A 25,187-nucleotide genomic window follows, 5' to 3' on the forward strand; every position below is an offset into this window, starting at 1 on the left:
GCCCCAAGTAAAGAATCAATTGTAAAATTATATCAGTCGAATGTTCCAATCTTTGAAAAATACGGTATCGAAAGACAAATAAAAACTACGTTCGGGCGCACCGTCTCTATGAGCAAAGGCGCCTACCTGGTGATAGAACACACCGAAGCTATGCACGTTATAGACGTGAATAGCGGTAACCGTTCTAATAAATCTAAAAACCAGGAAGATACCGCATTGGAGGTGAACATGATAAGCGCCACCGAAATAGCCCGCCAGTTGCGATTACGTGATATGGGAGGGATAATCGTGGTTGACTTTATCGATATGAGCCGCGCCGAAAATCGCAAAGCTTTATTCGATCACCTTAAAAAAGAAATGAGCGACGACCGTGCAAAACACAAAATTTTGCCGCCAAGTAAATTCGGATTGATCCAAATTACAAGACAACGCGTACGGCCGGAAATGAATATTAAAACCCGGGAAACTAATCCCAATGGAAGTGGTGAAATTGAGGCACCCATACTTCTTATAAATAAAATAAAAACCGACCTGGAAAAACTCATCAAAAAAGATCATAAAAAGATCACGTTGAGTGCGCATCCATTTATTGCAGCCTTTTTAACTAAAGGCTTTCCATCACCCCGTTCGCAATGGTTTTTAGACCATAAGCGCTGGGTTAAAATTTTACCAAGAGACGCTTACACGTACATGGAGTATCACTTTCACGATAAAGAAGGGAAAGAGATAAAACTTTAAAACAAAACGCCTTTCGTTAATTCGGAAGGCGTTTTTTTATGACATCTGCTTAACCTAAGCATTTAAAATTTTAAGGCTTAAGTTTATTTGAATAGTTTCCATGGGATTTATACCTGCTTATTTCCCCGGATTCCCCTCTCTCAAATTTCAGGGTCTCTCCCAATTCCTTATCCTCTCTTATCCTTCTGAAAGTATCACCCTCAATGTGTTCATAAAAACTCATCGCCTCTGCTGGTGAAGAGGTTGGCAATCGCATCATCACTAGTTTGTTTCCCCAGGACCCAATATAAACTTCACTCGTCCAGGGACTGCTATCATAATAACCTACAAAATCATCCAGATTAACCTCCGTTGCGGTTTGTTCCTTATTTTCTATTTCATTCTCCCCTGTTTCAGTTTTAATCTTGTTTAAAATTGCATGGATTCCGGTTGCGTATTTTCCGGGATTTGTTCCATTGGCATTAATTAAAACCGCGTAAGTGCGTTTTGATTCAGGGTTAATAAGCAGAACAGACCGATAACCGGGACAACTTCCCCCATGACTAACCCAGGTGGTGCCATCGGGTCCTTTACTCACAGCAAACCCTAATCCCCAGGTCGTCTTCCAGTCCGGATCAGTCCAATGAACTCTTTGCATCATTTTTAATGTTGAAGGTTTTAAAATTTCAACAGCTGAGGTGTCTCTTAACCTTAATTGCCAGGCACCAAATTTTCCAAGGTCCTCAACATTGGAAGAAAATCCTGCTGCCGCCTGAACCCCTCCGGCATCAAAAAGCTGCAATTTATCCCGCGATCCATCTCTTTTTAATGGCCCATACCCCACTGCCAGCTCATCTCCATATTTATCTTCAGGCAGGTAGGTGTAAGTATTATCCAATCCCAGAGGATCAAGAATATTTTGCCGAACATATTCCTCATAAGCTATTCCTGAAACCTCTTCAACAACCTCTCCCAACAGAGTCAAGCCCAGGTTGCTATACTGAAAATAAGTAGAAGATGGATATAAGGTCTCCTGTTCTGAAAGCTCCTCTCTTATTTCTTCTGTTTCGGGAAAAGCAAAATCAGGACCAGTCCAGTATGAAAAATTTGATTCCCGTGGCAACCCAGAGGAATGGGTTAATATACTTCTAATGGTAATAGGTGTCGAGTCTTCAAATTGCTGTTCTAAATCATACCAGGGCAGTAAATCCTCTATTCTATCATCCAATCTCAGCTTGCCTTCATCATACAATTTCATCACGGCCACTGAAGTAAAAAGTTTAGAAATTGAACAGATACTGCATAAGGTCAAAACATCAGCTTTTATTTTATCATCAGGATTCGCAAACCCAAAAGCACCCGACCAGATTTTATTCTGATCTTCGGTTACACTGGCGATTATCGCCGGAAGTTTCTCATAATCTTTTTGGGCATCTAACCAAACTTCTATGAGCTGAATAGCTTCGTCATAATTTTTCTGGGCATTGGCAGAAAAAGTAAGCAAAAAGAGGGCAGTGAGTAAGAAATGTTTTTTCATATGGCTGGTATATAATTAATTCAGTTAAAATAAACCATTATACGTAATGATAAAAATGAGAGCGAAAAATAATTAAGTTTAGTTTTGATTAATTTTGCCTACAATGAAACCCGGACAAACTCATAAATCATATACTGTAAAAGAAGCAACAATCAAACTGATGCAGTTTTGCGCCTACCGTGACCGCTCTCACAAAGAAGTTGAAGAAAAATTAAGGGAAATGAATATGATCCCGGCAGCACAGGAACAGATCATTATTCAACTAATGCAGGAAGATTTTTTAAATGAAGAACGATTTGCCCGCAGTTTTGTAAGAGGTAAATTCAGAATAAAAAAATGGGGTAGAATAAAGATCAGGCAGGAACTTAAATTCCGGGAGATTTCATCTCCAATTATAAAACTTGCATTGACAGAAATTGAAGAGGAAACTTACCTAGAAACCCTGGAAGAATTAGCAATTAAAAAAGAAAGAACAATCAAGGATCACAACTCCTTTAAAAAAAAGAAAAAATTAGCTGATTTCCTGCTTCAAAAAGGTTACGAAGCTAATCTTGTATACGACATGGTGAATTCCTTTGTCAAATAGGCTTATTATGCCTCTCCGTGCGTTTTATAGCCCGTTCATTCTTATAGTCTATCCATCGCTGACCTTTCCATTTTCTCATATAATTATCAAAATGACGCATAAAGAGCAGGTTATAAACCGCCTTGGATAAATTTGCAGCATCCCTGGGAAATGCTCTTAGGCTCATTGAGAATCCTGGAGTAAGATATGTCATTTGGTGCCAGTAACCTTCAGGCATATATAGACACTCTCCGTGCTTAAGTTCGGTAACATACCCTTTTGCCTGAGCCAGGACCGGAAATTTTTTAAAATCGGGATTATTAAAGTCTATATCCTCTCTTGAAATCAAAGCGTGTGGTACTTTATAAAGATATTTTGTTTCTGAAGGCGGAAATAAAATACAGCGTTTTTTTCCGTGGAAGTGAAAGTGTAGAATATTAGCAAAATCTATATCATAATGCATAAACACTTTCGAGTTTTTGCCACCGAAAAATAAGGTAGGTAGCTTTTTTATGAATCGCAAACCAATATCAGGGAATTTAAAATCCTGTTGAAGCAAGGGCACTTCCTTGATTAAATGGTAAAGAAAAATACGGTAATTGGTAGGCTTTGAGTTTAGCAGATCTATATAGTCTGCCATTTTCATTTTTGTATGAGGCTCGTTGAATTTGTATTTTGAAGATATAGGCCTATCATCGTAAAGAGGCACTGTTTTATCCCCGGCCACTTTCTTGATAAACGGCAAATTCCATTTTTTATACGCCGGCCAATCTTCTATAAGATGCTCAATAACCACAGGTTTTTGTGGCTTTACATATTTTTCTAAAAAATCCTCCTTGGAGATTCGTTCTAGCCTCGGGATTTTAGTTAAATTCAATTGGTTTTTTGTCTTCATTATTCCTCTTCATTCAATTCCAGCATTCGCATGCCAATTCTCGTTATTATTTTTTGGCTATGTAGTTTTGGATTTGATCCTGCGGTTATGACATAAGACAATAAACAACGGTCTCAAAAAAGGTGGGAAATAAAAGGATTAATTATTCAATCAATTAATCTTCTTTTTTATTTTCATTGTCGGGCCTGTCATGTACCACGTTGTCCCCAGGAGTGTTATCTATTTTGCTTTTCAGCACATGAGTTTTCTTCTGGTATTTACCGCGCAAATCATCCATAACCGATTTATCCCAAAGTTTCACTCCCATAAAATATGAGGCTCTACCAATTAAATGGGCACTTACAGGTGCGGTAAGCAGCACAAATAGTATAATCACAAGAGCTCTGGAGGTGGTTGAAAGGTCGTTAAAATAAATTGCTGAAGAAATCAGCAAGAGGCCAACCCCTAAAGTAGCCGCTTTTGTGGTTACCGATATTCTAAGATAGGTGTCTGGCATTCTTACCATACCAATAGCAGCAAGCAGGATAAACAAGGTTCCTAATGTTATTAATATGACTATAATAATAGAAATCATTTCTTTCGGTTTCTTTTTTCAATGTAATAGGAAAATGCCACGGTACTTAAAAATGCAATAAGTGCGAGGATCATTGCTGTATCCATAAAAGTAGATCTCCCATGAACGATACTGTAAACAGCTATAATCCCAATTCCGGTAGTTATCAAAAGATCAAGGGCTATAACCTTATCGACAATGCTTGGGCCTCTAAAAAACCTGTAAAATATCAACAAGATAGAGAAGGCCAAAACAGGCAATATTACATAATATATATAGTCGTTTAATGTCATTTCTTAAAAATATCCAATAAGCGTTTTTCAAAACCATTTTTAATCCCCTGTATAAACTCTTCCTTATCTGTAATGTACATAGCGTGTACAAAAAGCACTTTCTTGTCGTTAGAAACATCCAGGCTAAGTGTGCCAGGAGTAAGTGAGATCATATTGGCCAGCAGGGTTATTCCAATATCAGATTGTATGTCGAGAGGCACTTTAACGATTCCAGGCCTCATTTTTAGATTTGGGGTACTCACTTCATATGCAACGTATAAATTAGCTTTTATCAGTTCAAATAAAAAATAAAACACGAAGGATATCAATTTAGGAACCAGCGTAAAATAATTGTACCTTCTCTTTTCCCTGCTTATTACCCAAAGTATGAAAAAGCTTAATACAAAACCGAAAATATAATTGTTAAACGCAAAATTTCCAGTTAGTGCAACCCAGATGAAGGTGAGTAATAAGTTTCCGACGAACCTGCTTTTCATTATTTGGGATTTTGAGCATTAAACACCGCATCAATATATAGCTGTTTATCCATTAGCTCCTGTGCCACCCGGGATGAAAGAATCTGGATATTTTCGGCGCCAAAACCAATGTACAGGGAGACAAAACTTAAGAAAACTATAGGCACAACAAAACCAATTTTTCGGGAATTCCCCATTTTATGAAAGTAATCAAATTTAATTCTTTCACGAATTTCTCCGGGGTTTTTCCAGAATACCTCTGCCCAAAGCTTAGCAATCACGACAAGAGTTATAAAACTGGCAAAAATTATAGCTGCCAGTCCCCAATAACTTTCAGTATTAAAACTCGCTGTAATGAGCGAAATTTTTGGCCAGAATCCGGATAAGGGAGGAATTCCTACAAGCGAGAATAAAGGAATAAAAATTAGCAGGCTCAATTTCGGGTAATCGCTGTAAAAACCACCCAGGACCCGCATACTGCTTGAGCCTTTTATCCTGTAAATAAGGCCGGTAATCATAAATAGGTTAGTTTTAACAATGATATCATGGATAAGATAGAAAATTGTACCTGCAATGGCAACTTCGGTGAACATTCCCAAACCAAGAATCATATAACCAATGTGACAAATGATGAGGTATGAAAAAACCTTTTTTATATTATTCTGAATAAGCGCTCCCACACCTCCACTAAACAATGTTAAAATTGCTATTACAAGCAGCATTTCATCCAGAAAGGCATCCCCAACAAAAATGAGGGTAAACACCCTGATTAGAGCATAAACCCCAACCTTGGTTAGCAAGCCTCCAAATATCGCTGAAACTGCTGATGGCGGTGTATGATAAGATGCCGGCAACCAGAAATAAAGCGGAAATACCGCAGCTTTTATCCCGAAACCAATTAAAAATAATATTGCAGTGATCTGTACCAAAGCCCTGTTTTCAACCTCAGCAACCTTAATCGCCAGGTCTGCCATATTTAAACTTCCCGTCAACCCATACAGGACTGCAATAGCAGTAAGAAAGATCATTGAAGCCAGGAAATTAAGGGTGAAATATTTTACCGCACCTTCCAACTGGGCTTTTTCTCCGCCCAGTGTGATTAAAACGAAAGAACTTATAATGATAATCTCAAACCATACGTAAAGATTGAAGATGTCTCCAGTAAGAAAAGCACCAATAAGGCCGAGCAATAGAAAATGAAAAATAGGGAAATACCCAAATTTTAGTCTATCCGGGATCATAGCCGATGCCGAGAAGATCGAAACGGCTAATCCTGCGATGGAGGTAAGTAACACCAGGGTTATCGAAAGAGAATCGGCAATAAAGGTGATACCAAAAGGTGCTTCCCAGCTTCCGGCCTGCAGGGTTTGAGTTCCGTTATTCCAGATAAAACTAAAAACATAGATCGTTAACCCCAAATGCAGGATACTTCCTAAAATACTAACAATCCGCTGTGCATTGATTCTGTACCAGAAAAACATTAAAAGAATGCTTAAAAGCAGTTGCAGCAATAACGGATATAGAATTAACTGTTGTGTCATGAATCTTCGTCGGTTGCGTTCATTTCGTCAAGGTCATCGGTCTTTACTACTTTATGCGCTCTTTTCACAAGAATAATAGCAAAAGACTGGAGGCCAAAACTAATTACGATAGCTGTTAAAATAAGTGCCTGCGGAACAGGATCGGCATAGGCTTCCAGAAAAACCTTGGACTCTTCAGGAATAATTGGTGGTGCCCCCTCTGTTATTCTTCCCAATAGAAAGATGAGCAGGTTAGCACCATTGCCAAGTAATATAATCCCAATAATAAGTTTAACCAGGCTACGGCGAAGGATCATATATATACCCGCAGCATAAAGTATCCCTATTATTATTGCAAAAAGTATTTCCATAAATTAAGCCGATTCTGATATTGTAAATATTATTGTTAAGGTGACTCCCACCACAACAAGGTATACCCCAATATCGAAAAAGAGGGCAGACCCCACATTTCCTATTACCGGGAAAGGATCAGGAAACCATAGACCGGTCATAAAGGGATCATCCAGGCCAATAACCGGAGCAATTCCGCTTAAAAAGGCCAAAGCAAGACCTACCGGCATTAGAAATCCAGGATGTATTTTGAGCAAATCTTTCGATTTTGCAAGTCCGTTGGCAAATGCATGCAATACAAAAGCTATGGCAGCAATAAGACCACCAACAAAACCTCCTCCGGGCAAATAATGCCCCCGCAGAAGAATAAATACAGAAAACACCAACAATACTGGTAAAAGGTAATTGGATGCTGTTTTTAAGATTAATGTCTTCATGTTGTGTTTTTTAATTAGGCCTGTCTGAACTTTTTACTCGTAATTTCAGCAAACCATATACACCAATCGCGGCAATTGCGAGCACCGAAATTTCTATCAAGGTATCTGTTCCTCTAAAGTCTACAAGAATAACATTTACTACATTTTTTCCATGCGCCATTATATATGCATTCTCGGCGTAATAATCTCCAATATCGCTGTTAACCGGTTCAGCTAAAACCTGCAAAGCTAACAGACTTATTAACCCCCCAAAAGTAAGAGACAAAATTCCATCACGAATTCTCATCTTATAGTCTGATAACACAAGGTATTTAGGCAACCTGTAAAGAACCAGTACAAAAAGAATAACCGTTAGGGTATCTATTGAAAACTGGGTCATTGCCAGATCGGGAGCACTGTAAAAAACAAACAGCAAACAAATGGCCAAACCAACCACACCCATCGCTGCAACAGCTCCAATGCGCGACCTGGTAAAAACGGTATAGAAAACTCCCGCAATAAGAATTATGGTTACTGCCAGTTCGTAAGCTGTTATCTGAGATAATTGTGTGTGATCTATTACAAGACGTGAATTTCCGATAAAGATATAGCCAACCAGAATTACCAGAAATAGTACTATGGTAGTTACGTAATTACGGAGATATCCATTTTGGAAAACATCTGTCCAGAATTTTGAAAATACTCCAAAAAGATAAGTTAGATTATTCAGGATACTTTCAGGAGAAACCGGTTCTAGTTTACCAATGCGGTTTTCAAGTTTTTCTGAAGGTTTCAGGATAAAATAAAGCAGGATCCCTACAACAATAGTGATTATACTTAACACCAGAACCGTATTAAAACCGTGCCACAAAGCCAGGTGAATATTTGAAGCATCTTTACCCAAGGCAGTAACAACCGGTTTCACCAGGGCTGACTCAATAAGAGCAGGGAATATTCCGAATAAAATTCCCAGAATTGCCAACAGCAATGGTGGTAACCACATCAGTGGGCCGGGCATCTTAACTTCGCTAAATTTTTCAGGCAATTTTCCTGTAAAAGGTTTTATTCCGGCAACAAAGCCGGCATAAAGCAATAAGATTTTAGTGAGTACTATCGCCGCAACAATAAGGATAACCAGACCTGTTGAATGCGTACTGGCTTCATACGTGAGTTCTTTTCCTAGGAAACCAATACTTGGTGGGATTCCGGCACTGGAAATCGCGGCCAGAAAGCCTGCTACAGCCAAAGGCATCATCACCTTTCTCAATCCTGCCAACACAGTTACGTTTCTTGTTCCAGTCTGAATATCTATAACCCCGGTAACCAGGAATAAGGTGGCTTTGTAAAGGGCATGCACGATTATAAAAACGGCCGCAGCCAGAAAGGCTGCTTGACTTCCAAGTCCGATTAGGAACACTAAAATACCAAGGGCTGAAATTGTGGAATAGGCCAACACCCCCTTAAGATCGGTGCGAAATAAAGTATGAATTGCCGAATATAACATGGTTATAGCACCCACAATAATAAGCGTGCTGTTCCAAAAGTTGGTGTCCCCTAACACAGGGGTGAAGCGCATTAATAAATAAACCCCGGCTTTTACCATAGTCGCGGAGTGCAAATAAGTAGACACCGGCGTTGGAGCCTTCATCGCCCCCGGTAACCAAAAATGAAACGGAAATTGCGCAGATTTTGTGAAGGCAGCTCCGAAAATAAAAATTACGGCAAGCATATAAAACTCATTTCCTGCAAGAGCCTCCTTCATCGTCATCATTTCGGTAATGCTGTAGGTTCCTGTCATACTACCAAGCAACAGGGCGCCAGAAAGTAAAGAAAAACCTCCAAATCCGGTAATACCTAAAGCGGTAAGTGCAGATTTTCTTGAGGCCTCACTCGTATTGTTAAATCCAATAAGAAAGAAAGAACTTATACTGGTAAGCTCCCAGAAAACAAACATTGAAATAATATTATCAGAAAGGACCAAACCTAACATTGCCCCCATAAAAACGCTCAAATAAGCATAAAAGCGATCGAGGTACTGATGATTTTTTAAATACGAAGAAGTGTAAACATATACCAGAAATCCAATTCCTGTTATCATTAGTGAGAACAGAAGCGAAAGCCCATCTAAACTAAATCCGAGGTTTACACCAAAAGACGGAATCCATTCATAAGTCTTGCTTACGATCTCTCCCGAGGCGATTCTTGGAATAAATGAAGCGAAGTAAATAAAAAGTGATAACGGGATTAGCGCAGAAACAACAGCCAATTTACCTTTAAAAAACTTTCCCGCGAAGGCCAGGAACAAAGCAAATAAAAACCCTAAAAGTATAGCTGTTAGCATATTTTTCTTTAAAATTCCGTTCTAAGCAAATATAGAAGATATTATTTAAGTTTAATAAGGAATATGGGGCATAAACTGAGGTTTTGCAAGGTTCTGAATTTAGATAATATTAAAAAAGTGAAAATTCAGCTACTTTCTTAAATAACTGAAAATTCATTAGCCCAAAATAAACAAATATTCCTCCCTCATGTCAAAATAGCAAGCAAGAATGCAATTACCCGACTCTGAAATATTTTGACAATTAAAAAGCCGAAGGAAATCCTTCGGCTTTTTAAAATTTTATACAGAAACAAAACCTAATCTGCGAGGATAATAGCCTTGTTGTCTTTCATTTCTAAAACCCCACCCTGAATCGGGTAATAAAGAACTTTTTCGCCTTCTTTTCTGAAATCAGAAGAAAGATCCTCTAAAAAATCCCTGCTTACGGTGGTAAGTCTAATCTCAACTTCACCTTTAGTTAATGTAGAAACGATAGGCGCGTGATCATTAAGCATCTGGAATTCACCATTTGCTCCGGGCACCTTTACCGCATCAACTTCGGCCTGAAGGACTACCGCTTCGGGGGTTACGATTTCTAATTGCATAGTTATCTAATGTTTTGAACTTCCGCAATCGCGGAAAGGCTTTTAGTCTTCTTCAGCAAGCATTTTCTCACCGGCCTCGATAGCTTCTTCTATTGAACCCTTAAGGTTAAAAGCAGCTTCAGGAAGATGATCCAATTCCCCATCCATAATCATATTAAAGCCTTTAATGGTTTCTTTAATATCTACAAGCACTCCTTTAAGTCCGGTAAACTGCTCGGCTACGTGGAAAGGCTGAGAAAGAAAACGCTGTACCCTTCTGGCACGAGACACCGCAAGTTTATCTTCTTCCGAAAGTTCTTCCATGCCAAGAATAGCAATAATATCCTGCAATTCCTTGTAGTGTTGCAGCAACTCCTTTACCCGTTGTGCACACTTATAATGTTCGTCTCCCAGAATTTCAGGAGTAAGAATTCTTGAAGTTGAATCAAGAGGATCTACTGCGGGGTAAATACCAAGTTCGGCGATCTTACGGGACAATACCGTAGTTGCATCCAGGTGGGCAAATGTTGTTGCCGGCGCCGGGTCGGTAAGGTCATCGGCAGGAACGTAAACAGCCTGCACTGAAGTAATCGATCCGTTTTTAGTTGAAGTAATACGCTCTTGCATTGCTCCCATCTCGGTAGCAAGGGTTGGCTGGTATCCTACCGCTGAAGGCATACGTCCAAGAAGTGCTGACACCTCCGAACCGGCCTGGGTAAATCGGAAAATGTTATCAACGAAGAAAAGTACATCTTTCCCCTGTCCTTCCCCGGCTCCGTCACGGAAGTATTCAGCAATGGTAAGACCAGAAAGGGCAACACGCGCACGTGCTCCAGGTGGCTCGTTCATTTGTCCAAATACGAAAGTAGCTTTAGACTCACGCATAGCGGCTTTATCTACTTTCTTAAGGTCCCAACCGCCTTCTTCCATAGAATGCATGAAGTCGTCACCATATTTTATAATACCAGATTCAAGCATTTCCCTAAGAAGGTCATTCCCTTCACGGGTACGCTCTCCAACTCCGGCAAATACAGAAAGACCACCATGGCCTTTAGCGATATTGTTAATCAATTCCTGAATAAGTACTGTTTTACCTACCCCGGCACCACCAAACAGCCCAATCTTACCACCTTTTGCATAAGGTTCAATAAGATCGATCACTTTGATCCCGGTAAATAAAACTTCAGTAGAAACAGATAAGTCCTCAAATTTAGGGGCATCCCGGTGAATTGGCAAACCATCTTCTCCGGTTTTAGGCAAGTTTCCAAGACCATCAATGGCATCTCCTACTACATTGAATAATCTTCCGTATACATCGCCACCAACAGGCATCTGGATAGGCGATCCGGTAGCAACCACCTCAACTCCACGGCTCAAACCATCGGTAGAATCCATAGAAACTGTTCTAACAGTTTCTTCACCAATGTGAGATTGAACCTCCAATACCAAAATGGAACCGTCTTTTCTTGTAATTTCCAAAGAGTCGTAGATCTTTGGTAAGTCAGTATTTTCTGAGTCGAACACGACGTCAACTACAGGACCAATAATCTGGGCAACTTTACCTGTTACTTTAGACATTATCTAATTCTTTAATGTTTAGTATTTAAAAAATCTTAAAAACACCGTCGGAAAATTATTTTAAGTAAAATTCCAAACAGGTTATTTTCAGGCTGCAAAGATAGTTTTTTCTTGATAAAATCATACCCCTGCTCAAATAACTTTTTGCCTTATAAACCGATACCTGCTAAAGGCAGATTATTCTTAATTCCTGCGGAAATCAGGCTATAGAAAAAAGCCTCTCAGATTTAAATCTAAAAGGCTTTTGTATATATTTATTATGAATATTTTATTCTACAGTAACCGATTTAGCCAAATTTCTAGGCTGATCTACATTCTTACCAAGCATCACTGCAATATGATATGATAACAACTGAAGCGGGATAGTAGTTAACAACGGAGTTAACAGCTCCATTGTCTCCGGGACTTCGATTACATGGTCTGCAAGATCTCTTACTTCCTCATCTCCCTGCGTAACCACAGCAATGATTTTTCCTTTCCTGGATTTTATTTCCTGGATATTGCTCACCACTTTTTCATAGTGCCCTTTTTTGGTTGCAATAACAATAACCGGCATCTGTTCATCAATTAAAGCAATAGGACCGTGCTTCATTTCAGCAGCAGGATAGCCTTCTGCGTGTATGTAAGATATTTCTTTCAATTTTAAAGCACCTTCAAGTGCCACCGGAAAATTAAAGCCTCTACCAAGATACAGGCAGTTTCTGGCGTCTTTATAAATATCGGCAATAAATTGTATCTTTTCGTTAGAATCAAGAGCAAGTTTTACCTTTTCCGGAATACGCTCCATCTCCTGAAGAAGAAGCATGAAATCTGGATGAGAAATCGTTCCTTTATGCTTGGCCAATTTAAGGGCCATTAACGTTAACACCGTAATTTGAGTTGTAAAAGCTTTGGTTGAAGCCACTCCAATCTCAGGCCCAGCGTGGGTATATGCTCCAGCATCAGTTTCACGTGAAATAGAAGAACCTACCACATTACAAACCCCAAAAACAAAAGCACCTTTTTCTTTGGCCAGTTTAATCGCCGCCATAGTATCGGCTGTTTCCCCACTTTGGGAAATAGCGATCACGACATCATTTTCAGAAATAATCGGGTTGCGATATCTGAATTCAGATGCGTATTCTACCTCAACGGGAATACGCGCAAGATCTTCAAAAATATATTCTGCCACCAGCCCGGCATGCCAGGAGGTTCCACAGGCAACTATTAAAATCCTCTTGGCGTTCGAGATTCTTTCAATATTATCATCTACCCCGGCCATTCTAATAATACCCTTATCGGCAAGCATTCTTCCACGGAAAGTATCACTTATGGCACTGGGTTGTTCGTATATCTCCTTCAGCATAAAGTGGTCGTAACCACCTTTTTCAATTTGCTCAAGATTGAGCTGAAGCTCCTGTACATAAGGATCTACGAGAGAATCATCTTTAATTTTTCTAACCTTCACCCCCTTATCGCGTCTTACTACAGCCATTTCCCCGTCTTCAAGGTAGATAGCATTGTTGGTATATTCAATAAATGGAGAAGCATCTGAAGCAATAAAGAATTCATCTTCTCCAACTCCTATGGCCAACGGGCTTCCTAAACGGGCAACAACTATCTCATTTGGTTTTCTTTTATCGAAAACAGCGATAGCATAAGCCCCCACGGTTTGGTTAAGCGCGATTTGAACGGCTTTCCCCAACTTCACACCTTCCTTGTTTGAAACATCTTCAATAAGATTTACAAGGACTTCGGTATCGGTATCGCTTTCAAAAGTATACCCACGGGTTTTTAGCTCTTTCTTAAGAGCATCATAGTTTTCAATGATCCCGTTGTGAATTATTACAAGATTCCCTGAATTTGAATAATGAGGATGAGAGTTCACATCGTTAGGAACTCCGTGTGTAGCCCATCGCGTATGTCCTATTCCAACATTTCCTTTAGTAGAAATTGAACTTTCAAGTTTTTCTTTTAAATCGGCAACTTTGCCTTTGGTTTTACAAAGTCTGAGTTCTTCTCCGTCATAAAGAGCGATTCCAGCACTATCGTAACCGCGATACTCCAGTCTCTGAAGTCCTTTGAGCACTACAGGATAAGCATCCCTATGCCCTATATAACCTACAATTCCGCACATAATTTAAGTTGTTGGTAATAAAGTTAAAGTTTTTTTTTATTCTGTGGTTTGAGTATAGTAAATCCGAAGTTTTGGCTGCTTGTCTTCATCTTCAACTGCACTCCCATAAAGAACCGTCCCCAGAGGTGCCAATACAGACATCGCAGGTACACGGGTTATTTCGCCACTACCTCTCACCGCAGAGTTAGCAGTTTCATTTATATTTTGGGTGATTACTAAACCAAGCTTAACATTCTCACCATCGTTATTGATAATTTCATTAACATGCTGAGTAAGATTTAAATTATATTTTATTCCGCTTCCATTTTCATTCCTTTCAAGAGGCTGTGAAAAGGTCTTCAGTGATTCTGAAGGGTCTTCAGGATTGAAGTCGCCAATAAATTGCTCAGCAAATGAATAATCAGCAATTATCCTGTTATTTTCCAGGTCATAGATATACAACCTGTCAGGCTCCTGGGCTCCCATCATAAGGTCCTGGTTTACATAAAACTGAAGATTAACCTCGTTGATGAGCCAGTTATTTTCTTTTAATTCTTCTAATACAGTGTCATCTTCAAAAAGCTCAATTACTGCCATACTTCCTTCACCACCTTTAAGGAAAATATTCTCATCCCCGTTTTCAGTATCTGCAGCAGTGATAGCCTGGATCACATCTTCAGGAAATTCACCTTCAAAAGTATTTACGGCATTACTACCAAATTTTAGTTGATAACTCCCTCCTTTTTCAAGCGTTTCAAGATCTCCGTCATCATTGGTTTCTTCTTCTTCGTAGGTGTAATATAAGTTCACATCACCTTCTCCCAGGTTTAAGAGCATTAGGCTACCTGGTTCATTATTCGCTTCGGCTTTAATAAAAAGGCCTCGAAAATAATCTCTAAAATTGTTATTATTACTCAATTCCGAAGAGCCTTCTTTGCTTATTATCTTCTGCTGAAAATAATCTACAGGCAATTTTATTCTCAAAGCAGGACCCGTTGTAGTGGTGTCGGCCTCTCCAACTTCATCGTAACCATAATTCACGATGGCTTCCGAAGAGGGCAGAAAATCATCATTTTCATAAAGTACATCCCCAACAAGGTTTTGTTCGATAAGACCCTGTTGATCTGAATAGTATTTCTGACGGCTCTGAAAATCGGCATCAGGATCAAAATCAGCTAAAAAATAACGTGATTCCTGAACTGAAAGCTTAAAACTACCTTCTCCAAAAATAGAATCAAGGCTATATTCTATATTTCCATCTTCATCACTTTCACCTTCGGTGCTATAAAAGGGTATAGTAAGCACTACACTGTCCAGCTTAGTATTATCTCCAAAACCAGGGTTGGTCGTAGTGAGTGAAAGCTGGCTAAAAATACTGGCTCTGGTTTCCCCATAAATGGGATCACTATAAACTCCAAGCAAATAATCTGATAGGTTATTGGTTTGTACCGAATTTATTTTTTTACTGTAAGTTTTAACTTCCAGCTCCCGCAATTCCACATCGGTAGGATTTTCAATTATTTCTCCTCCTACAGTACTAAACTCATCATCACATGCTACTAAAACAAAGCTCACAGCCATAAATGCTGCAATTTTGCCTGTCAATCTCTTAAAATTCATTCGGTATTATTTCTATTGGGGTAAAACTTTTTCGTTGTAAAAATCCTGATAAGCCTGGCTAAATTCTTCCCGGTTTTTATATGGAAGTATTGGTTTTTTAAGTTTGGTCATATAATCAAACAATTCTGCGGGGATTTCTTCACTGCCCTGTATAAGAGCATCAGAGTGATCGGCGGCGGTCTTCATCAGATTCACATAATTTGGATTTTTCAGGTGTTTCACATCCTGGTTTTCCATTCCGTCAAACAATACTTTATCCTGCATATCTTCACTTAAGGTTTCATCGAAACTTTGATTGTAAACCGAGGTCACAATTTTTGCATCGCTAAACAAGGGTTCATTTCCATAATAACGTCTTAGATAAAGAGGTAATAAGGAAGCAAGCCACCCATGGACATGAATAATATCGGGAGACCAGTTTAATTTTTTCACGGTTTCGATCACACCTTTAGCAAAAAAGATGGCGCGCTCGTCGTTATCATCGAAAAGTCTTCCATCTTCATCAGTAAGGGTAGCTTTTCGCTTAAAATAATCTTCGTTATCAATAAAGTAAACCTGCATCCTTTCTTTTGGTATTGAGGCCACTTTTATGATTAACGGCATATCGAGATCGTTAATTACCAAATTCATCCCAGAGAGCCGAATCACTTCGTGTAACTGGTGGCGACGTTCATTGATATTACCAAACCTGGGCATAAATATTCTAATTTGCCCCCCAAGGTTGTTTACCATTTTTGCGGCTTCAAAAGACGTGGATGATATTTCGGTTTCAGGTAGGTAAGGTATAACTTCAGACGAGACGTACAATATCCTCTTATCTTTCATAAATTGTTTGCTTTAATTGCAGTTGCGAATAAAAAACACGCAAAATTACAAAATTTTATGCAGATTGCCCTTAATATATTAAGTTTGCACGCTGTTAATTTTTTAATAATATGCAGATTTTTAAGGAAAAAGAGGCTCTTCAAACGGCCGTAAGCAAGCTTAAATCTCAAGGAAAAACCCTGGGATTAGTACCTACTATGGGAGCGCTTCACAAAGGACACCTCTCTCTGGTGGAGAACGCCGAGAAGGTCTGCGATCAGGTGTTGGTGAGCATTTTTGTGAATCCTACACAATTCAATAATCCCCAGGACCTTGAAAAATATCCGCGAGGCCTTCAGAAAGATATAGATTTACTGGAAAGCCTGAACCCAAACCTATGGGTTTTTGCCCCTACCGCCCACGAGTTATATGGGGATAATATCATCTCAGAAGAATTCAATTTTGGAAGTCTCGGCGAGGTAATGGAAGGGAAATTCCGGGCAGGACATTTTGACGGAGTTGGCACAGTCGTAAAAATGCTGTTTGAGATAGTAAAACCTCACAAAGCCTTCTTTGGACAGAAAGACTATCAGCAATTACAGATTATTCGTAAATTAACAAAGGTTCAGAATCTTCCGGTAGAGGTGGTTGGTTGCCCAATCCTTAGGGAGCCTAACGGATTGGCTCGTAGTTCAAGAAATGAACTTTTAGACCCAACACAACGGGAAAATGCTTCATTTATACACCAAACCCTACTGAAATCCAAGGAATTATTTGGCACAAAAAGTGTTAACTACATCACCGATTGGGTAAATGCTCAGTTCGAAAACCACCCATTTTTAAAGTTGGAATATTTCGAAATTGCTGATGCCTCAACCCTAAAAAAAATAAACCGAAAAAGAAAAGGCCAGGAATATCGTGCTTTTATCGCGGCCTATGCCGGGGAAGTTCGTTTAATTGACAATTTGGCTCTAAATTAATTAGAATTAGAAATGCAGGTACACGTAGTAAAATCCAAAATTCATCGCGTAAAAGTAACGGGCGCAGATCTTAATTATATTGGCAGCATAACAATTGATGAAGATCTAATGGATGCTGCAAACATCATTGAAGGAGAGAAAGTCCAGATCGTTAATAATAATAATGGGGAACGCCTTGAAACTTACGTTATTCCAGGGCCCAGAAATTCAGGTGAGATAACCCTAAATGGTGCAGCTGCAAGAAAAGTAGCTAAAGGCGATGTACTTATCCTAATAGCCTACGCCATCATGGATTTTGAAGAAGCTAAATCATTCAAGCCCTCACTGGTATTCCCAAACGAAGAAAATAACCTGTTGAGTTAATTTCTTTGAATAAGAAGAGCACTAAAATACTAAAGATTATTCTCCCCCTTCTACTCGGGTTTATTTTCATTTGGTATTCTCTTGGAAGCGCAACCCCCGAGGAACGACGGGAGCTTTTAGACAACATTATAAATGCCAATCCACTTTGGCTAATACTTTCTCTCATTTTTGGGACGCTTTCGCATATGTCCCGGGCTTATAGATGGCAATACATGCTCGAACCTATGGGCTACAAACCCCGTTTTGCAAATTCTTTTATGGCAGTTATGGCCGGTTATCTCGCTAATTTTGGAATTCCCAGGTCAGGGGAAGTTCTCAGGGCTGCCACGCTTTCCAGTTATGAGAAAGTCCCTTTCGAAAAAGCCTTCGGCACTATTATTTCTGAAAGGATTGCCGACATAGTAGTCATGCTTTTTATTATGGGTTTTACCCTCATCCTTCAAACAGAACACCTGCTCACTTATTTTAAAGCTAACGAGATAAATCCGCTAATTACTATCGCAATATTTTTTCTTCTTTTGCTTGTAGGGGTTGGAGGTATTTGGCTAATAAAACGCTCAAAACTACCTTTTCTTATCAAAATAAGAAAGATGGCCCAGGGTCTAGTCGAAGGTATGCGAAGCATTTTTAGAATGAGACAAAAATGGGCCTTCCTTTTTCACACGCTATTCATCTGGCTGATGTACATCCTAATGTTTTATGTGATAAGTTTCTCTGTTCCTGAAATGGTGCCCCCCGGAGCAGGGATGATGCTTGCCGCTTTTGTAGTTGGCTCATTGGCAATTTCAGCAACAAACGGTGGAATTGGCGTTTACCCGGTCGCAATTGGGGCAATTTTAGTGCTTTTTGGGATAAGTAAACAATCGGGCGAAGCCTTTGGCTGGCTCACCTGGGGCACACAAACCCTTTTAGTTCTGGTGCTAGGAGCACTCTCTTTCATTTTACTTCCTGTTTTCAACCGTAAGAATAATTGATTATATTGGGGTTACATAACCAATTTAACACCTATGATGAAAAAATTACTCTTAATGCTAGCATTCATTGCTCCGCTTTTCACATTTTCACAAACACTTTACAAAACAATTAACTCGGAGAAACTCGGGGAAGAAAGACAATTAAAAATTCAGTTGCCGCGAAACTATGAAGCAAATCCTGAAAAAATCTATCCTGTAATGATCGTTTTGGACGGGGATTACCTCTTTGAACCTGTCGCTGGAAATGTTGATTTTTATTCCTATTGGGAAGATATTCCGGAAATGATTGTTGTAGGCATCAATCAAGATGGCACCCGGGAATATGATGCCGCCTACAACGAAAGGAATTTTTTGCCTTCGGGTGATGGAGCAGCCTTTTTCGAATTCCTCGGAATGGAACTGATGCAATATTTAGACAATAATTATCGTACAACCGATTTCAGAGTTATTTTAGGCCACGATTTCACCTCTAACTTTATCAACTATTACCTCTTCAAGCCCAACCCGCTTTTTGATGCTTATATAAATCTTAGTCCGGATCTGGCCCCTCAAATGACCGAAAGAATCAGCACCTCTCTGGCTAAGTCTGAAACTAAAAAATGGTATTACCTGGCAACAGGTAGCGATGACATTCCCCAACTGAAAGAAAGAATCCTTTCCTTCGATAAGGAGTTAAAGACTTTAGACAATAAAATGCTTGAATACCATTTCGATAATTTTGAGAACACCACGCATTATTCTCTGGTAGGCAAAGCTATTCCATCAGCATTATCAAGTATGTTCAAAGTTTACAGCCCAATTTCTGTAAAAGAATATAATGAGATCCTGCTGCAGACTTCCATTTCACCTGTTCAATATTTAACGGAAAAATACCAAAGCATAAATAAACTCTTTCACGTAGAGAAACAAATAAGGCTCAACGATTTTATGGCAATATACAATGCCATTGAAAAAACCCGTCGCTGGGATGATTACCGGGAATTAAGCAAAATGGCAGAAACTCATTATCCGGGGACAATGTTAGCTACCTATTTTGAAGCTCGCTATGAAGAGGAAACAGGAAACCCGCGTAAAGCGATGCGCACCTATCAAAAAGCTTACGGACAGGAAAAAATTGCCTTCCTGAACACCGATTTTATGCTGGCTAAAGCCGATGCGATTAAAAAAGATTTCGGTTATTAGCATAAAAATTTCAGAAACTTAAATGGCTAAGGTAAAGACTACTTTTTACTGCCAGAACTGTGGCAGCCAATATTCAAAATGGCAGGGAAAATGTTCGGGCTGTGGGGAATGGAATACTATTGTAGAGGAATTGGTTCAAAAACCAGATCCAAAAGACTGGAAAACTCCCGCTTCCAAAGAATCCAAAAGAACAAACAAGCCCCTGAAAATTGCCGAAATCGAAACCTCTCCCGAAAACCGCTGGAAAACCTCAAACAATGAGTTAGACCGGGTTTTAGGTGGCGGTCTCGTGACCGGTTCTCTCACTTTGCTCGGTGGTGAACCCGGCATAGGGAAAAGCACCTTACTGCTTCAAATTTCGCTTCAGCTTAATTATAAAGTGCTGTATGTTTCCGGGGAAGAAAGTCAGCAGCAAATAAAAATGCGGGCTGAGCGAATCAATCCCAATCCCGCCAATTGCTACATATTAACCGAAACCAAGACTCAGAATATTTTTCGGCATATAGAAAGTGTGGAGCCGCAGGTGGTGATCATAGATTCCATTCAAACCCTACACAGCGATTACATAGAAAGTTCTCCCGGCAGTATTTCTCAAATAAGGGAATGTACCGCTGAATTAATAAAATTCGCCAAGGAAACCGATACTCCCGTAATTCTAATTGGTCACATCACCAAAGAAGGTAGTATTGCAGGACCAAAAGTTCTGGAACATATGGTAGATACCGTTCTTCAATTCGAAGGTGATAGAAATCATGTGTACCGAATCCTGCGTGCTCATAAAAACCGTTTTGGTTCTACTCACGAACTTGGAATTTACGAGATGCAGGGCAGTGGCCTCCGGGAAGTCACCAATCCTTCTGAAATTCTTATCTCTAAAAATGACGAAGACCTGAGTGGGACTGCAATTGCCGCTACTCTCGAAGGCATGCGTCCGTTAATGATCGAAATCCAGGCTTTAGTTAGTACTGCCGTATATGGCACTCCTCAACGCTCGGCAACCGGCTATAATGTAAAAAGACTGAATATGCTGCTGGCAGTGCTGGAAAAACGAGCGGGTTTCCGGTTGGGAGCAAAAGATGTCTTTCTCAATGTTACCGGAGGAATAAGTGTAGACGATCCAGCTATTGATCTGGCCGTGGTTGCAGCAATTCTTTCTTCCAATGAGGATATTGCCGTAGAAAAAGATATTTGCTTTGCTGCTGAAGTTGGTCTTGCAGGTGAAATAAGACCTGTAACCAAGGTAGAGCAGCGAATTATGGAAGCTGAAAAACTTGGTTTCGCTAAGATCATGATTGCTAAACAAAGTAAGATACCGAAAAACAATTTTACCATAGAGGTTATAAAAGCTGCTAAAATCGAAGATGTGGTGAGCCACCTCTTTGGCTAAAATGGCATAGTTCCTGCTTTAAAGTGGGCGACTATGAAAAAGACCTTGCAGATAAAAATACTATTAATCAGCCTTGTTTTATTAACTGCTGCCTGTTCCCAAATCAATAAAGCTTCCGATTTTATCACCAATCCAACAGCTAAGGAAAAATACCAGCGGGATTTTGATATTTCTGATGAGTTATTTCAGCTATGGCAATCCAGGGTAGAACTGGCCCTTATGGACAGCGTACATATTGAGCTCCCTTATGCTGAAACAGGAAAATTCTCTCCCCGGGATTTTCAGATCTACTCTTACGAAATAGAGCTACAAGCTGGAGAAATTCTCTCTTTTGAAGCTGAAACAGATTCGGTAAAAGAGATCATATTTATTGAACTTTATCGAAAGATAGGGGATTCTATTTCTCGATTTGAGAAAATCAAAACAGCAGACTTTCAGAAAAAGGAATTCAGCTTTGAACCTGAGGAGGCGGGAAATTATAAATTAGTGATTCAGCCTGAAATTGAGGCTAACACTTCATTTGTATTTAAGATTGAGAAAGAACCTGCTTATATTTTCCCGGTTTTGGCCGGCAAGAATAATTCCATTCAAAGTTACTGGGGCGCAACCCGCGACGGAGGAGCCAGAAGCCATGAAGGAATAGATATTTTCGCCAAACGCGGGACACCGGTTGTGGCAGCCACCGATGGAAGAATCACCTATACCGGCGAAAAAGGTTTAGGAGGGAAACAGGTTTGGCTTCGTGACAATAAAAGAAACCAATCTTTGTATTATGCTCATCTGGACAGTATTCATCCAGTTTCAGGAAAAGTGAAAACAGGTGACACTTTAGGCTATGTTGGGAATACCGGAAATGCCCGTACCACTCCGCCACATTTACATTTTGGAATTTATAAAAGCTACAGGGGCGCGATAGATCCGTTGAAATTTGTATTTCAAACCCCAAAGCTGGAGATCGAGGAATCTGCAGAAAAGCTTTTTCCCCGCAAACTATTGATCACTTCCTCAAAAGCTAATTTAAGAAACCGGCCCGATACCAGGAATTCAAAAGTGCTGAAGATTCTTAGCGCTAATGACACTTTGAATTTCCTCGGAAAATCTAAAGACTGGTATCACGTACGGACTTTTGAAGATAAAGCCGTCTTTATTCACCAGAGCCTCGTTAGTCCAATTTAAGGAGCCGGATTCGGAATTCGTTCGTGAACTGCGTTTATCTCTTCCACTATTTCTGGCGGAAGCTCCAAGTCTATACTGCCAATGTTTTCACCAAGTTGGTCCAGATTGGTCGCACCAATAATATTACTGGTCACAAAAGGCTGTTGATTTATAAAGGCAAGTGACATTTGAGCAAAACTCAGCCCGTGCTTTTTAGCGATTTCGCTGTATTCCCGGGTGGCCTTCACCGCCTGCTCATTCGAATATCTTTTATACTGCGGAAAGAGGTCTAACCTGCTGTTTTTCTTTATCCCATCCAAATGTTTCCCTGTTAAAACCCCCATTCCAAGCGGCGAATAAGGCAGATAACCCACCTTTTCGCGATGAAGAATTTCGGTTAAACCAATCTCATCTTTTCTGTTTAAAAGGTTATATGGATTTTGAACCGTGAGTACCCGTGGCAAGTCTTTTTTGCTTTCTTCAAGGAAACGCATTAACCCATAAGGGGTTTCATTAGAAAGACCTATATGTTTAATTTTTCCTTTTTTTACAAAATAATGGAGATTAGAAAGTACTTCCTCGAAGTTTTCCTGCCATTCTTCCTCTTCTGAAACTGAAAACCCCCTCTTACCAAAAAAGTTGGTTTGGCGTTCCGGCCAGTGTAACTGGTAAATATCAATCACATCGGTTTGCAGGCGTTTTAAGCTTTTATCGAGTGCATCTTCCAGGGTTTCCTTAGAATAATCCAGATTCTCCCGAATATGAGCTACGTATTCTCCCGGACCAACGATCTTTGACGCCAGAACGAGCTCATCTCTCCTTTTGGTTTTATTAAGCCAGGTCCCAATAATCTCTTCGGTTTTCCCTTGGGTTTCGGGGCGGGCGGGCACGGCATACATCTCGGCAGTGTCGAGGAAATTCACTCCTTTATCCAGGGCAAATTCAATTTGCTGGTGACCTTCGGCTTCAGTGTTTTGTTCTCCCCAGGTCATTGTGCCCAGGCATATTTTACTAACTTTTATATCGGTATTCGGTAGGTTGGTATATTTCATATTATAATTTCCAAAGGAATATTTATTCCTCTTCGTTTAGCAATTTGGTTACCTCGTCTAGCTTAGGAGTAAGGATAACCTCGATTCTCCTGTTTTTTGATCTTCCTTCGGCAGATTCATTTGTCGCAATTGGGGCATGTTCTCCACGTCCTGCTGCGGTAAGGTTTTGTGGATCAATATTCTGATTTTCTCTTAGAATTTGAACTATTGAAGTGGCTCTTTTGGTAGAAAGATCCCAGTTGTCTTTTAAAGCACCGCTTCCACCATATGGCACATCATCGGTATGGCCTTCTATAAGCACAGCAATATCAGGGTTTTGAGCCAAAACCTGACCTAACTGTTGTACTGCTTTTCTTCCTTCAGTATTTACGGCCCAGCTTCCTGAGCTAAATAGTAATTTGTTTTCCATAGAGACATATACTTTTCCATCTCTTTGCTCCACGCTTAGACCTTTTCCTTCAAAATTGGTAAGCGCCTTTGAAATTGCCTCTTTAAGCGCGTTCATTTTGGCATCTTTGGCTGCGATAAGTTCTTCCAGCTCATCAATTCTTCGGGATCTTGAATCCAAATCCCGTTGTAACCTGGCCAATCGGGCCTGTTCCCGGGCGAGTGCATTTTCTTTCTCTTCCAACTCTGCCAGAAGTTGACGGTTTTGACGGGAATTATCGGCAATGGCCGCCGAACTGTTTTCTTCAAGGGAATCATAAGAATCCTTAAGGCTTTCATAGTTTCTCCTATTTCTTGCCAACTCTTCTTTTAACCGATCTCTTTCTGCAACGACCTCAGCATAATTCTTTTTCAATGCTGAAAAGTCTTCATCGAGATTTTCATATTTATCCAGCTCGCTTTTAAGATTTCGGTTCTCCCGTTTTAAATCGGCGTGTTTGCTTTCAAGATCATTGTAAACTTTGGAAGATACGCAGGAGTTAAGGGAGAAAATTAAAACAAGCAGGAAGGCTGTTTTTTTCATGATTCAGGATTTTGGGAATTTTATTCAAGTTCGAGCAAAACAGGACAATGGTCACTGTGATATGCTTCAGGTAATATAACGGCCCGTTTCAATTTATCTTGTAAGGGTTCTGCCACTAAATTATAATCTATTCTCCAGCCTTTGTTATTGGCACGTGCATTGGCACGGTAACTCCACCAGGAATATTGATCAGGCTCAGCATTAAAATAACGGAATGAATCAATAAAACCACTCTTTAAGAAATTATCGAGCCACTCCCGTTCAACAGGTAAAAACCCTGAAACGTTTTTTAAACGAACAGGGTCGTGGATATCTATAGGCTGGTGGCAAATATTATAATCTCCACAAATTACCAAGTTAGGAACTTCCAGTTTAAGATTATCAATATATCGCTGAAAATCGTCCATATACTGGAGTTTATGTTCCAGACGATTGATATTTGTTCCTGAAGGCAGGTAAAGACTCATGACAGAAAAATCCTGGAAATCTACCCTAATATTTCGGCCTTCAAAATCCATATAATCAATCCCGGTACCAAATTCTACATTCCGGGGTTCGGCTTTGGATAGGATTGCCACGCCACTATAACCTTTTTTTTGTGCGGGATACCAGTAGTGATATGGGTAACCGGCTTCTTCAAAATCTTTGAGGTTAAGTTGTTCGGGCTGGGCTTTTATTTCCTGAAGGCAAACCACATCAGGGTCTACCTGCTGTACCCAATCTAAAAATCCTTTTCTGAGTGCCGCTCTTATTCCGTTTACGTTATAGGAAATAATCTTCATTTAATCTGTTTTGCTCAAAAATAAGCTTTCCTACAAAAA

General features: G+C 39.8%; 25 protein-coding genes. 8 read left to right on the top strand and 17 right to left on the bottom strand.

What is annotated here, in order from left to right:
- The coding region (locus tag VIM94_RS12705) for a ribonuclease E/G (RefSeq protein ID WP_332039675.1) at positions 1 to 738 on the top strand (738 nt) is incomplete at its 5' end.
- A gap of 70 nt (positions 739 to 808) precedes the next feature.
- Here VIM94_RS12705 and VIM94_RS12710 read toward each other — a convergent pair.
- On the bottom strand, positions 809 to 2,254 hold the full coding sequence (locus VIM94_RS12710) for a serine hydrolase (RefSeq protein WP_332039676.1): 1,446 nt from the start codon (positions 2,252 to 2,254) through the stop codon (positions 809 to 811).
- A 103-nt stretch (positions 2,255 to 2,357) separates the two neighbouring features.
- On the opposite strand from VIM94_RS12710, the gene VIM94_RS12715 reads away from it, so the two are divergent.
- The gene (locus VIM94_RS12715) at positions 2,358 to 2,840 is read left to right on the top strand and encodes a regulatory protein RecX (RefSeq protein WP_332039677.1); all 483 of its coding nucleotides are present in this window, start codon (positions 2,358 to 2,360) and stop codon (positions 2,838 to 2,840) included.
- Here the strand turns inward: VIM94_RS12715 and VIM94_RS12720 are convergent.
- From VIM94_RS12720 to VIM94_RS12780, 13 genes are all read right to left on the bottom strand, one after another.
- Positions 2,833 to 3,714, bottom strand: a complete 882-nt coding sequence (locus VIM94_RS12720) for a cupin-like domain-containing protein (protein WP_332039678.1) — start codon at positions 3,712 to 3,714, stop codon at positions 2,833 to 2,835. The two genes, VIM94_RS12715 and VIM94_RS12720, sit on opposite strands and share 8 nt — an antisense overlap.
- A gap of 154 nt (positions 3,715 to 3,868) precedes the next feature.
- Positions 3,869 to 4,288: a monovalent cation/H(+) antiporter subunit G gene (gene mnhG, locus VIM94_RS12725; protein WP_332039679.1), complete on the bottom strand. Its 420-nt coding sequence runs from the start codon at positions 4,286 to 4,288 to the stop codon at positions 3,869 to 3,871.
- Positions 4,285 to 4,560 (bottom strand): cation:proton antiporter, encoded by a 276-nt coding sequence (locus VIM94_RS12730; RefSeq protein WP_332039680.1) that lies wholly within the window; start codon positions 4,558 to 4,560, stop codon positions 4,285 to 4,287. The genes mnhG and VIM94_RS12730 overlap by 4 nt, the downstream gene beginning before the upstream one ends.
- Entirely contained in the window at positions 4,557 to 5,036 is a 480-nt protein-coding gene (locus tag VIM94_RS12735; protein ID WP_332039681.1) for a Na+/H+ antiporter subunit E, read from the bottom strand. The genes VIM94_RS12730 and VIM94_RS12735 overlap by 4 nt, the downstream gene beginning before the upstream one ends.
- Positions 5,036 to 6,556: a proton-conducting transporter membrane subunit gene (locus tag VIM94_RS12740; protein ID WP_332039682.1), complete on the bottom strand. Its 1,521-nt coding sequence runs from the start codon at positions 6,554 to 6,556 to the stop codon at positions 5,036 to 5,038. Before VIM94_RS12740 ends, VIM94_RS12735 begins: the two co-directional genes overlap by 1 nt.
- Positions 6,553 to 6,906, bottom strand: coding sequence for a Na+/H+ antiporter subunit C (locus VIM94_RS12745; RefSeq protein ID WP_332039683.1), 354 nt, complete (start codon positions 6,904 to 6,906; stop codon positions 6,553 to 6,555). The genes VIM94_RS12740 and VIM94_RS12745 overlap by 4 nt, the downstream gene beginning before the upstream one ends.
- Before the next feature lie 3 nt (positions 6,907 to 6,909).
- Entirely contained in the window at positions 6,910 to 7,323 is a 414-nt protein-coding gene (locus VIM94_RS12750; RefSeq protein ID WP_332039684.1) for a Na+/H+ antiporter subunit B, read from the bottom strand.
- 10 nt (positions 7,324 to 7,333) lie between these two features.
- Positions 7,334 to 9,643 carry a putative monovalent cation/H+ antiporter subunit A gene (locus VIM94_RS12755; RefSeq protein WP_332039685.1) on the bottom strand — a complete coding sequence of 770 codons (2,310 nt, stop codon included), beginning with the start codon at positions 9,641 to 9,643 and terminating at the stop codon, positions 7,334 to 7,336.
- A 296-nt stretch (positions 9,644 to 9,939) separates the two neighbouring features.
- Positions 9,940 to 10,227, bottom strand: a complete 288-nt coding sequence (locus tag VIM94_RS12760) for a F0F1 ATP synthase subunit epsilon (protein WP_332039686.1) — start codon at positions 10,225 to 10,227, stop codon at positions 9,940 to 9,942.
- Positions 10,228 to 10,269: 42 nt separating this feature from the next.
- On the bottom strand, positions 10,270 to 11,784 hold the full coding sequence (atpD, locus tag VIM94_RS12765; RefSeq protein WP_332039687.1) for a F0F1 ATP synthase subunit beta: 1,515 nt from the start codon (positions 11,782 to 11,784) through the stop codon (positions 10,270 to 10,272).
- A 268-nt stretch (positions 11,785 to 12,052) separates the two neighbouring features.
- Entirely contained in the window at positions 12,053 to 13,900 is a 1,848-nt protein-coding gene (glmS, locus tag VIM94_RS12770) for a glutamine--fructose-6-phosphate transaminase (isomerizing) (protein WP_332039688.1), read from the bottom strand.
- Positions 13,901 to 13,936: 36 nt separating this feature from the next.
- Complete coding sequence (locus VIM94_RS12775; protein WP_332039689.1) at positions 13,937 to 15,499, bottom strand: DUF4270 domain-containing protein; 1,563 nt, start codon at positions 15,497 to 15,499, stop codon at positions 13,937 to 13,939.
- Positions 15,500 to 15,511: 12 nt separating this feature from the next.
- Positions 15,512 to 16,324: a glycogen/starch synthase gene (locus VIM94_RS12780; RefSeq protein WP_332039690.1), complete on the bottom strand. Its 813-nt coding sequence runs from the start codon at positions 16,322 to 16,324 to the stop codon at positions 15,512 to 15,514.
- 110 nt (positions 16,325 to 16,434) lie between these two features.
- Here VIM94_RS12780 and panC point away from each other — a divergent pair, with 110 nt between their 5' ends.
- Genes panC through VIM94_RS12810 form a run of 6 tightly spaced genes read left to right on the top strand, consistent with a single transcriptional unit; the run spans position 16,435 to position 22,365 of the window.
- Positions 16,435 to 17,283 carry a pantoate--beta-alanine ligase gene (gene panC / locus VIM94_RS12785; protein WP_332039691.1) on the top strand — a complete coding sequence of 283 codons (849 nt, stop codon included), beginning with the start codon at positions 16,435 to 16,437 and terminating at the stop codon, positions 17,281 to 17,283.
- 12 nt (positions 17,284 to 17,295) lie between these two features.
- On the top strand, positions 17,296 to 17,646 hold the full coding sequence (panD, locus tag VIM94_RS12790; RefSeq protein ID WP_332039692.1) for an aspartate 1-decarboxylase: 351 nt from the start codon (positions 17,296 to 17,298) through the stop codon (positions 17,644 to 17,646).
- Between the two features lie 5 nt (positions 17,647 to 17,651).
- Positions 17,652 to 18,620, top strand: a complete 969-nt coding sequence (locus tag VIM94_RS12795) for a lysylphosphatidylglycerol synthase transmembrane domain-containing protein (protein WP_332039693.1) — start codon at positions 17,652 to 17,654, stop codon at positions 18,618 to 18,620.
- A 54-nt stretch (positions 18,621 to 18,674) separates the two neighbouring features.
- The gene (locus tag VIM94_RS12800; RefSeq protein ID WP_332039694.1) at positions 18,675 to 19,802 is read left to right on the top strand and encodes an alpha/beta hydrolase; all 1,128 of its coding nucleotides are present in this window, start codon (positions 18,675 to 18,677) and stop codon (positions 19,800 to 19,802) included.
- A gap of 22 nt (positions 19,803 to 19,824) precedes the next feature.
- The gene (gene radA / locus VIM94_RS12805) at positions 19,825 to 21,189 is read left to right on the top strand and encodes a DNA repair protein RadA (protein ID WP_332039695.1); all 1,365 of its coding nucleotides are present in this window, start codon (positions 19,825 to 19,827) and stop codon (positions 21,187 to 21,189) included.
- Positions 21,190 to 21,222: 33 nt separating this feature from the next.
- A complete protein-coding gene (locus tag VIM94_RS12810) occupies positions 21,223 to 22,365 on the top strand; it encodes a peptidoglycan DD-metalloendopeptidase family protein (RefSeq protein ID WP_332039696.1) in 1,143 nt (380 codons plus the stop codon).
- On the opposite strand, the gene VIM94_RS12815 is transcribed toward VIM94_RS12810, so the two are convergent.
- The 3 genes from VIM94_RS12815 to VIM94_RS12825 are packed head-to-tail and all read right to left on the bottom strand — an operon-like array spanning position 22,362 to position 25,148.
- Complete coding sequence (locus tag VIM94_RS12815) at positions 22,362 to 23,396, bottom strand: aldo/keto reductase (RefSeq protein WP_332039697.1); 1,035 nt, start codon at positions 23,394 to 23,396, stop codon at positions 22,362 to 22,364. The genes VIM94_RS12810 and VIM94_RS12815 overlap by 4 nt on opposite strands.
- A gap of 22 nt (positions 23,397 to 23,418) precedes the next feature.
- Positions 23,419 to 24,366 carry an OmpA family protein gene (locus VIM94_RS12820; RefSeq protein WP_332039698.1) on the bottom strand — a complete coding sequence of 316 codons (948 nt, stop codon included), beginning with the start codon at positions 24,364 to 24,366 and terminating at the stop codon, positions 23,419 to 23,421.
- 20 nt (positions 24,367 to 24,386) lie between these two features.
- Positions 24,387 to 25,148, bottom strand: coding sequence for an exodeoxyribonuclease III (locus VIM94_RS12825; protein WP_332039699.1), 762 nt, complete (start codon positions 25,146 to 25,148; stop codon positions 24,387 to 24,389).
- Positions 25,149 to 25,187 lie beyond the last annotated feature (39 nt).

This window comes from Salegentibacter sp., from assembly GCF_036568425.1.
Taxonomy (GTDB): Bacteria; Bacteroidota; Bacteroidia; order Flavobacteriales; family Flavobacteriaceae; genus Salegentibacter.

What these genes read in the sequence shown, in the direction of transcription:
- VIM94_RS12715 (WP_332039677.1), top strand. Translation starts at nt 2,358, where the DNA reads ATGAAACCCGGACAAACTCATAAATCATATACTGTAAAAGAAGCAACA.
- VIM94_RS12750 (WP_332039684.1), bottom strand. Translation starts at nt 7,323, where the DNA reads ATGAAGACATTAATCTTAAAAACAGCATCCAATTACCTTTTACCAGTA.
- VIM94_RS12815 (WP_332039697.1), bottom strand. Translation starts at nt 23,396, where the DNA reads ATGAAATATACCAACCTACCGAATACCGATATAAAAGTTAGTAAAATA.
- VIM94_RS12740 (WP_332039682.1), bottom strand. Translation starts at nt 6,556, where the DNA reads ATGACACAACAGTTAATTCTATATCCGTTATTGCTGCAACTGCTTTTA.
- VIM94_RS12735 (WP_332039681.1), bottom strand. Translation starts at nt 5,036, where the DNA reads ATGAAAAGCAGGTTCGTCGGAAACTTATTACTCACCTTCATCTGGGTT.
- VIM94_RS12720 (WP_332039678.1), bottom strand. Translation starts at nt 3,714, where the DNA reads ATGAAGACAAAAAACCAATTGAATTTAACTAAAATCCCGAGGCTAGAA.
- radA (WP_332039695.1), top strand. Translation starts at nt 19,825, where the DNA reads ATGGCTAAGGTAAAGACTACTTTTTACTGCCAGAACTGTGGCAGCCAA.
- VIM94_RS12710 (WP_332039676.1), bottom strand. Translation starts at nt 2,254, where the DNA reads ATGAAAAAACATTTCTTACTCACTGCCCTCTTTTTGCTTACTTTTTCT.
- VIM94_RS12775 (WP_332039689.1), bottom strand. Translation starts at nt 15,499, where the DNA reads ATGAATTTTAAGAGATTGACAGGCAAAATTGCAGCATTTATGGCTGTG.
- VIM94_RS12780 (WP_332039690.1), bottom strand. Translation starts at nt 16,324, where the DNA reads ATGAAAGATAAGAGGATATTGTACGTCTCGTCTGAAGTTATACCTTAC.
- panC (WP_332039691.1), top strand. Translation starts at nt 16,435, where the DNA reads ATGCAGATTTTTAAGGAAAAAGAGGCTCTTCAAACGGCCGTAAGCAAG.
- VIM94_RS12760 (WP_332039686.1), bottom strand. Translation starts at nt 10,227, where the DNA reads ATGCAATTAGAAATCGTAACCCCCGAAGCGGTAGTCCTTCAGGCCGAA.
- VIM94_RS12810 (WP_332039696.1), top strand. Translation starts at nt 21,223, where the DNA reads ATGAAAAAGACCTTGCAGATAAAAATACTATTAATCAGCCTTGTTTTA.
- VIM94_RS12745 (WP_332039683.1), bottom strand. Translation starts at nt 6,906, where the DNA reads ATGGAAATACTTTTTGCAATAATAATAGGGATACTTTATGCTGCGGGT.
- atpD (WP_332039687.1), bottom strand. Translation starts at nt 11,784, where the DNA reads ATGTCTAAAGTAACAGGTAAAGTTGCCCAGATTATTGGTCCTGTAGTT.
- glmS (WP_332039688.1), bottom strand. Translation starts at nt 13,900, where the DNA reads ATGTGCGGAATTGTAGGTTATATAGGGCATAGGGATGCTTATCCTGTA.
- mnhG (WP_332039679.1), bottom strand. Translation starts at nt 4,288, where the DNA reads ATGATTTCTATTATTATAGTCATATTAATAACATTAGGAACCTTGTTT.
- VIM94_RS12800 (WP_332039694.1), top strand. Translation starts at nt 18,675, where the DNA reads ATGCTAGCATTCATTGCTCCGCTTTTCACATTTTCACAAACACTTTAC.
- VIM94_RS12730 (WP_332039680.1), bottom strand. Translation starts at nt 4,560, where the DNA reads ATGACATTAAACGACTATATATATTATGTAATATTGCCTGTTTTGGCC.
- VIM94_RS12755 (WP_332039685.1), bottom strand. Translation starts at nt 9,643, where the DNA reads ATGCTAACAGCTATACTTTTAGGGTTTTTATTTGCTTTGTTCCTGGCC.
- VIM94_RS12820 (WP_332039698.1), bottom strand. Translation starts at nt 24,366, where the DNA reads ATGAAAAAAACAGCCTTCCTGCTTGTTTTAATTTTCTCCCTTAACTCC.
- VIM94_RS12825 (WP_332039699.1), bottom strand. Translation starts at nt 25,148, where the DNA reads ATGAAGATTATTTCCTATAACGTAAACGGAATAAGAGCGGCACTCAGA.
- panD (WP_332039692.1), top strand. Translation starts at nt 17,296, where the DNA reads ATGCAGGTACACGTAGTAAAATCCAAAATTCATCGCGTAAAAGTAACG.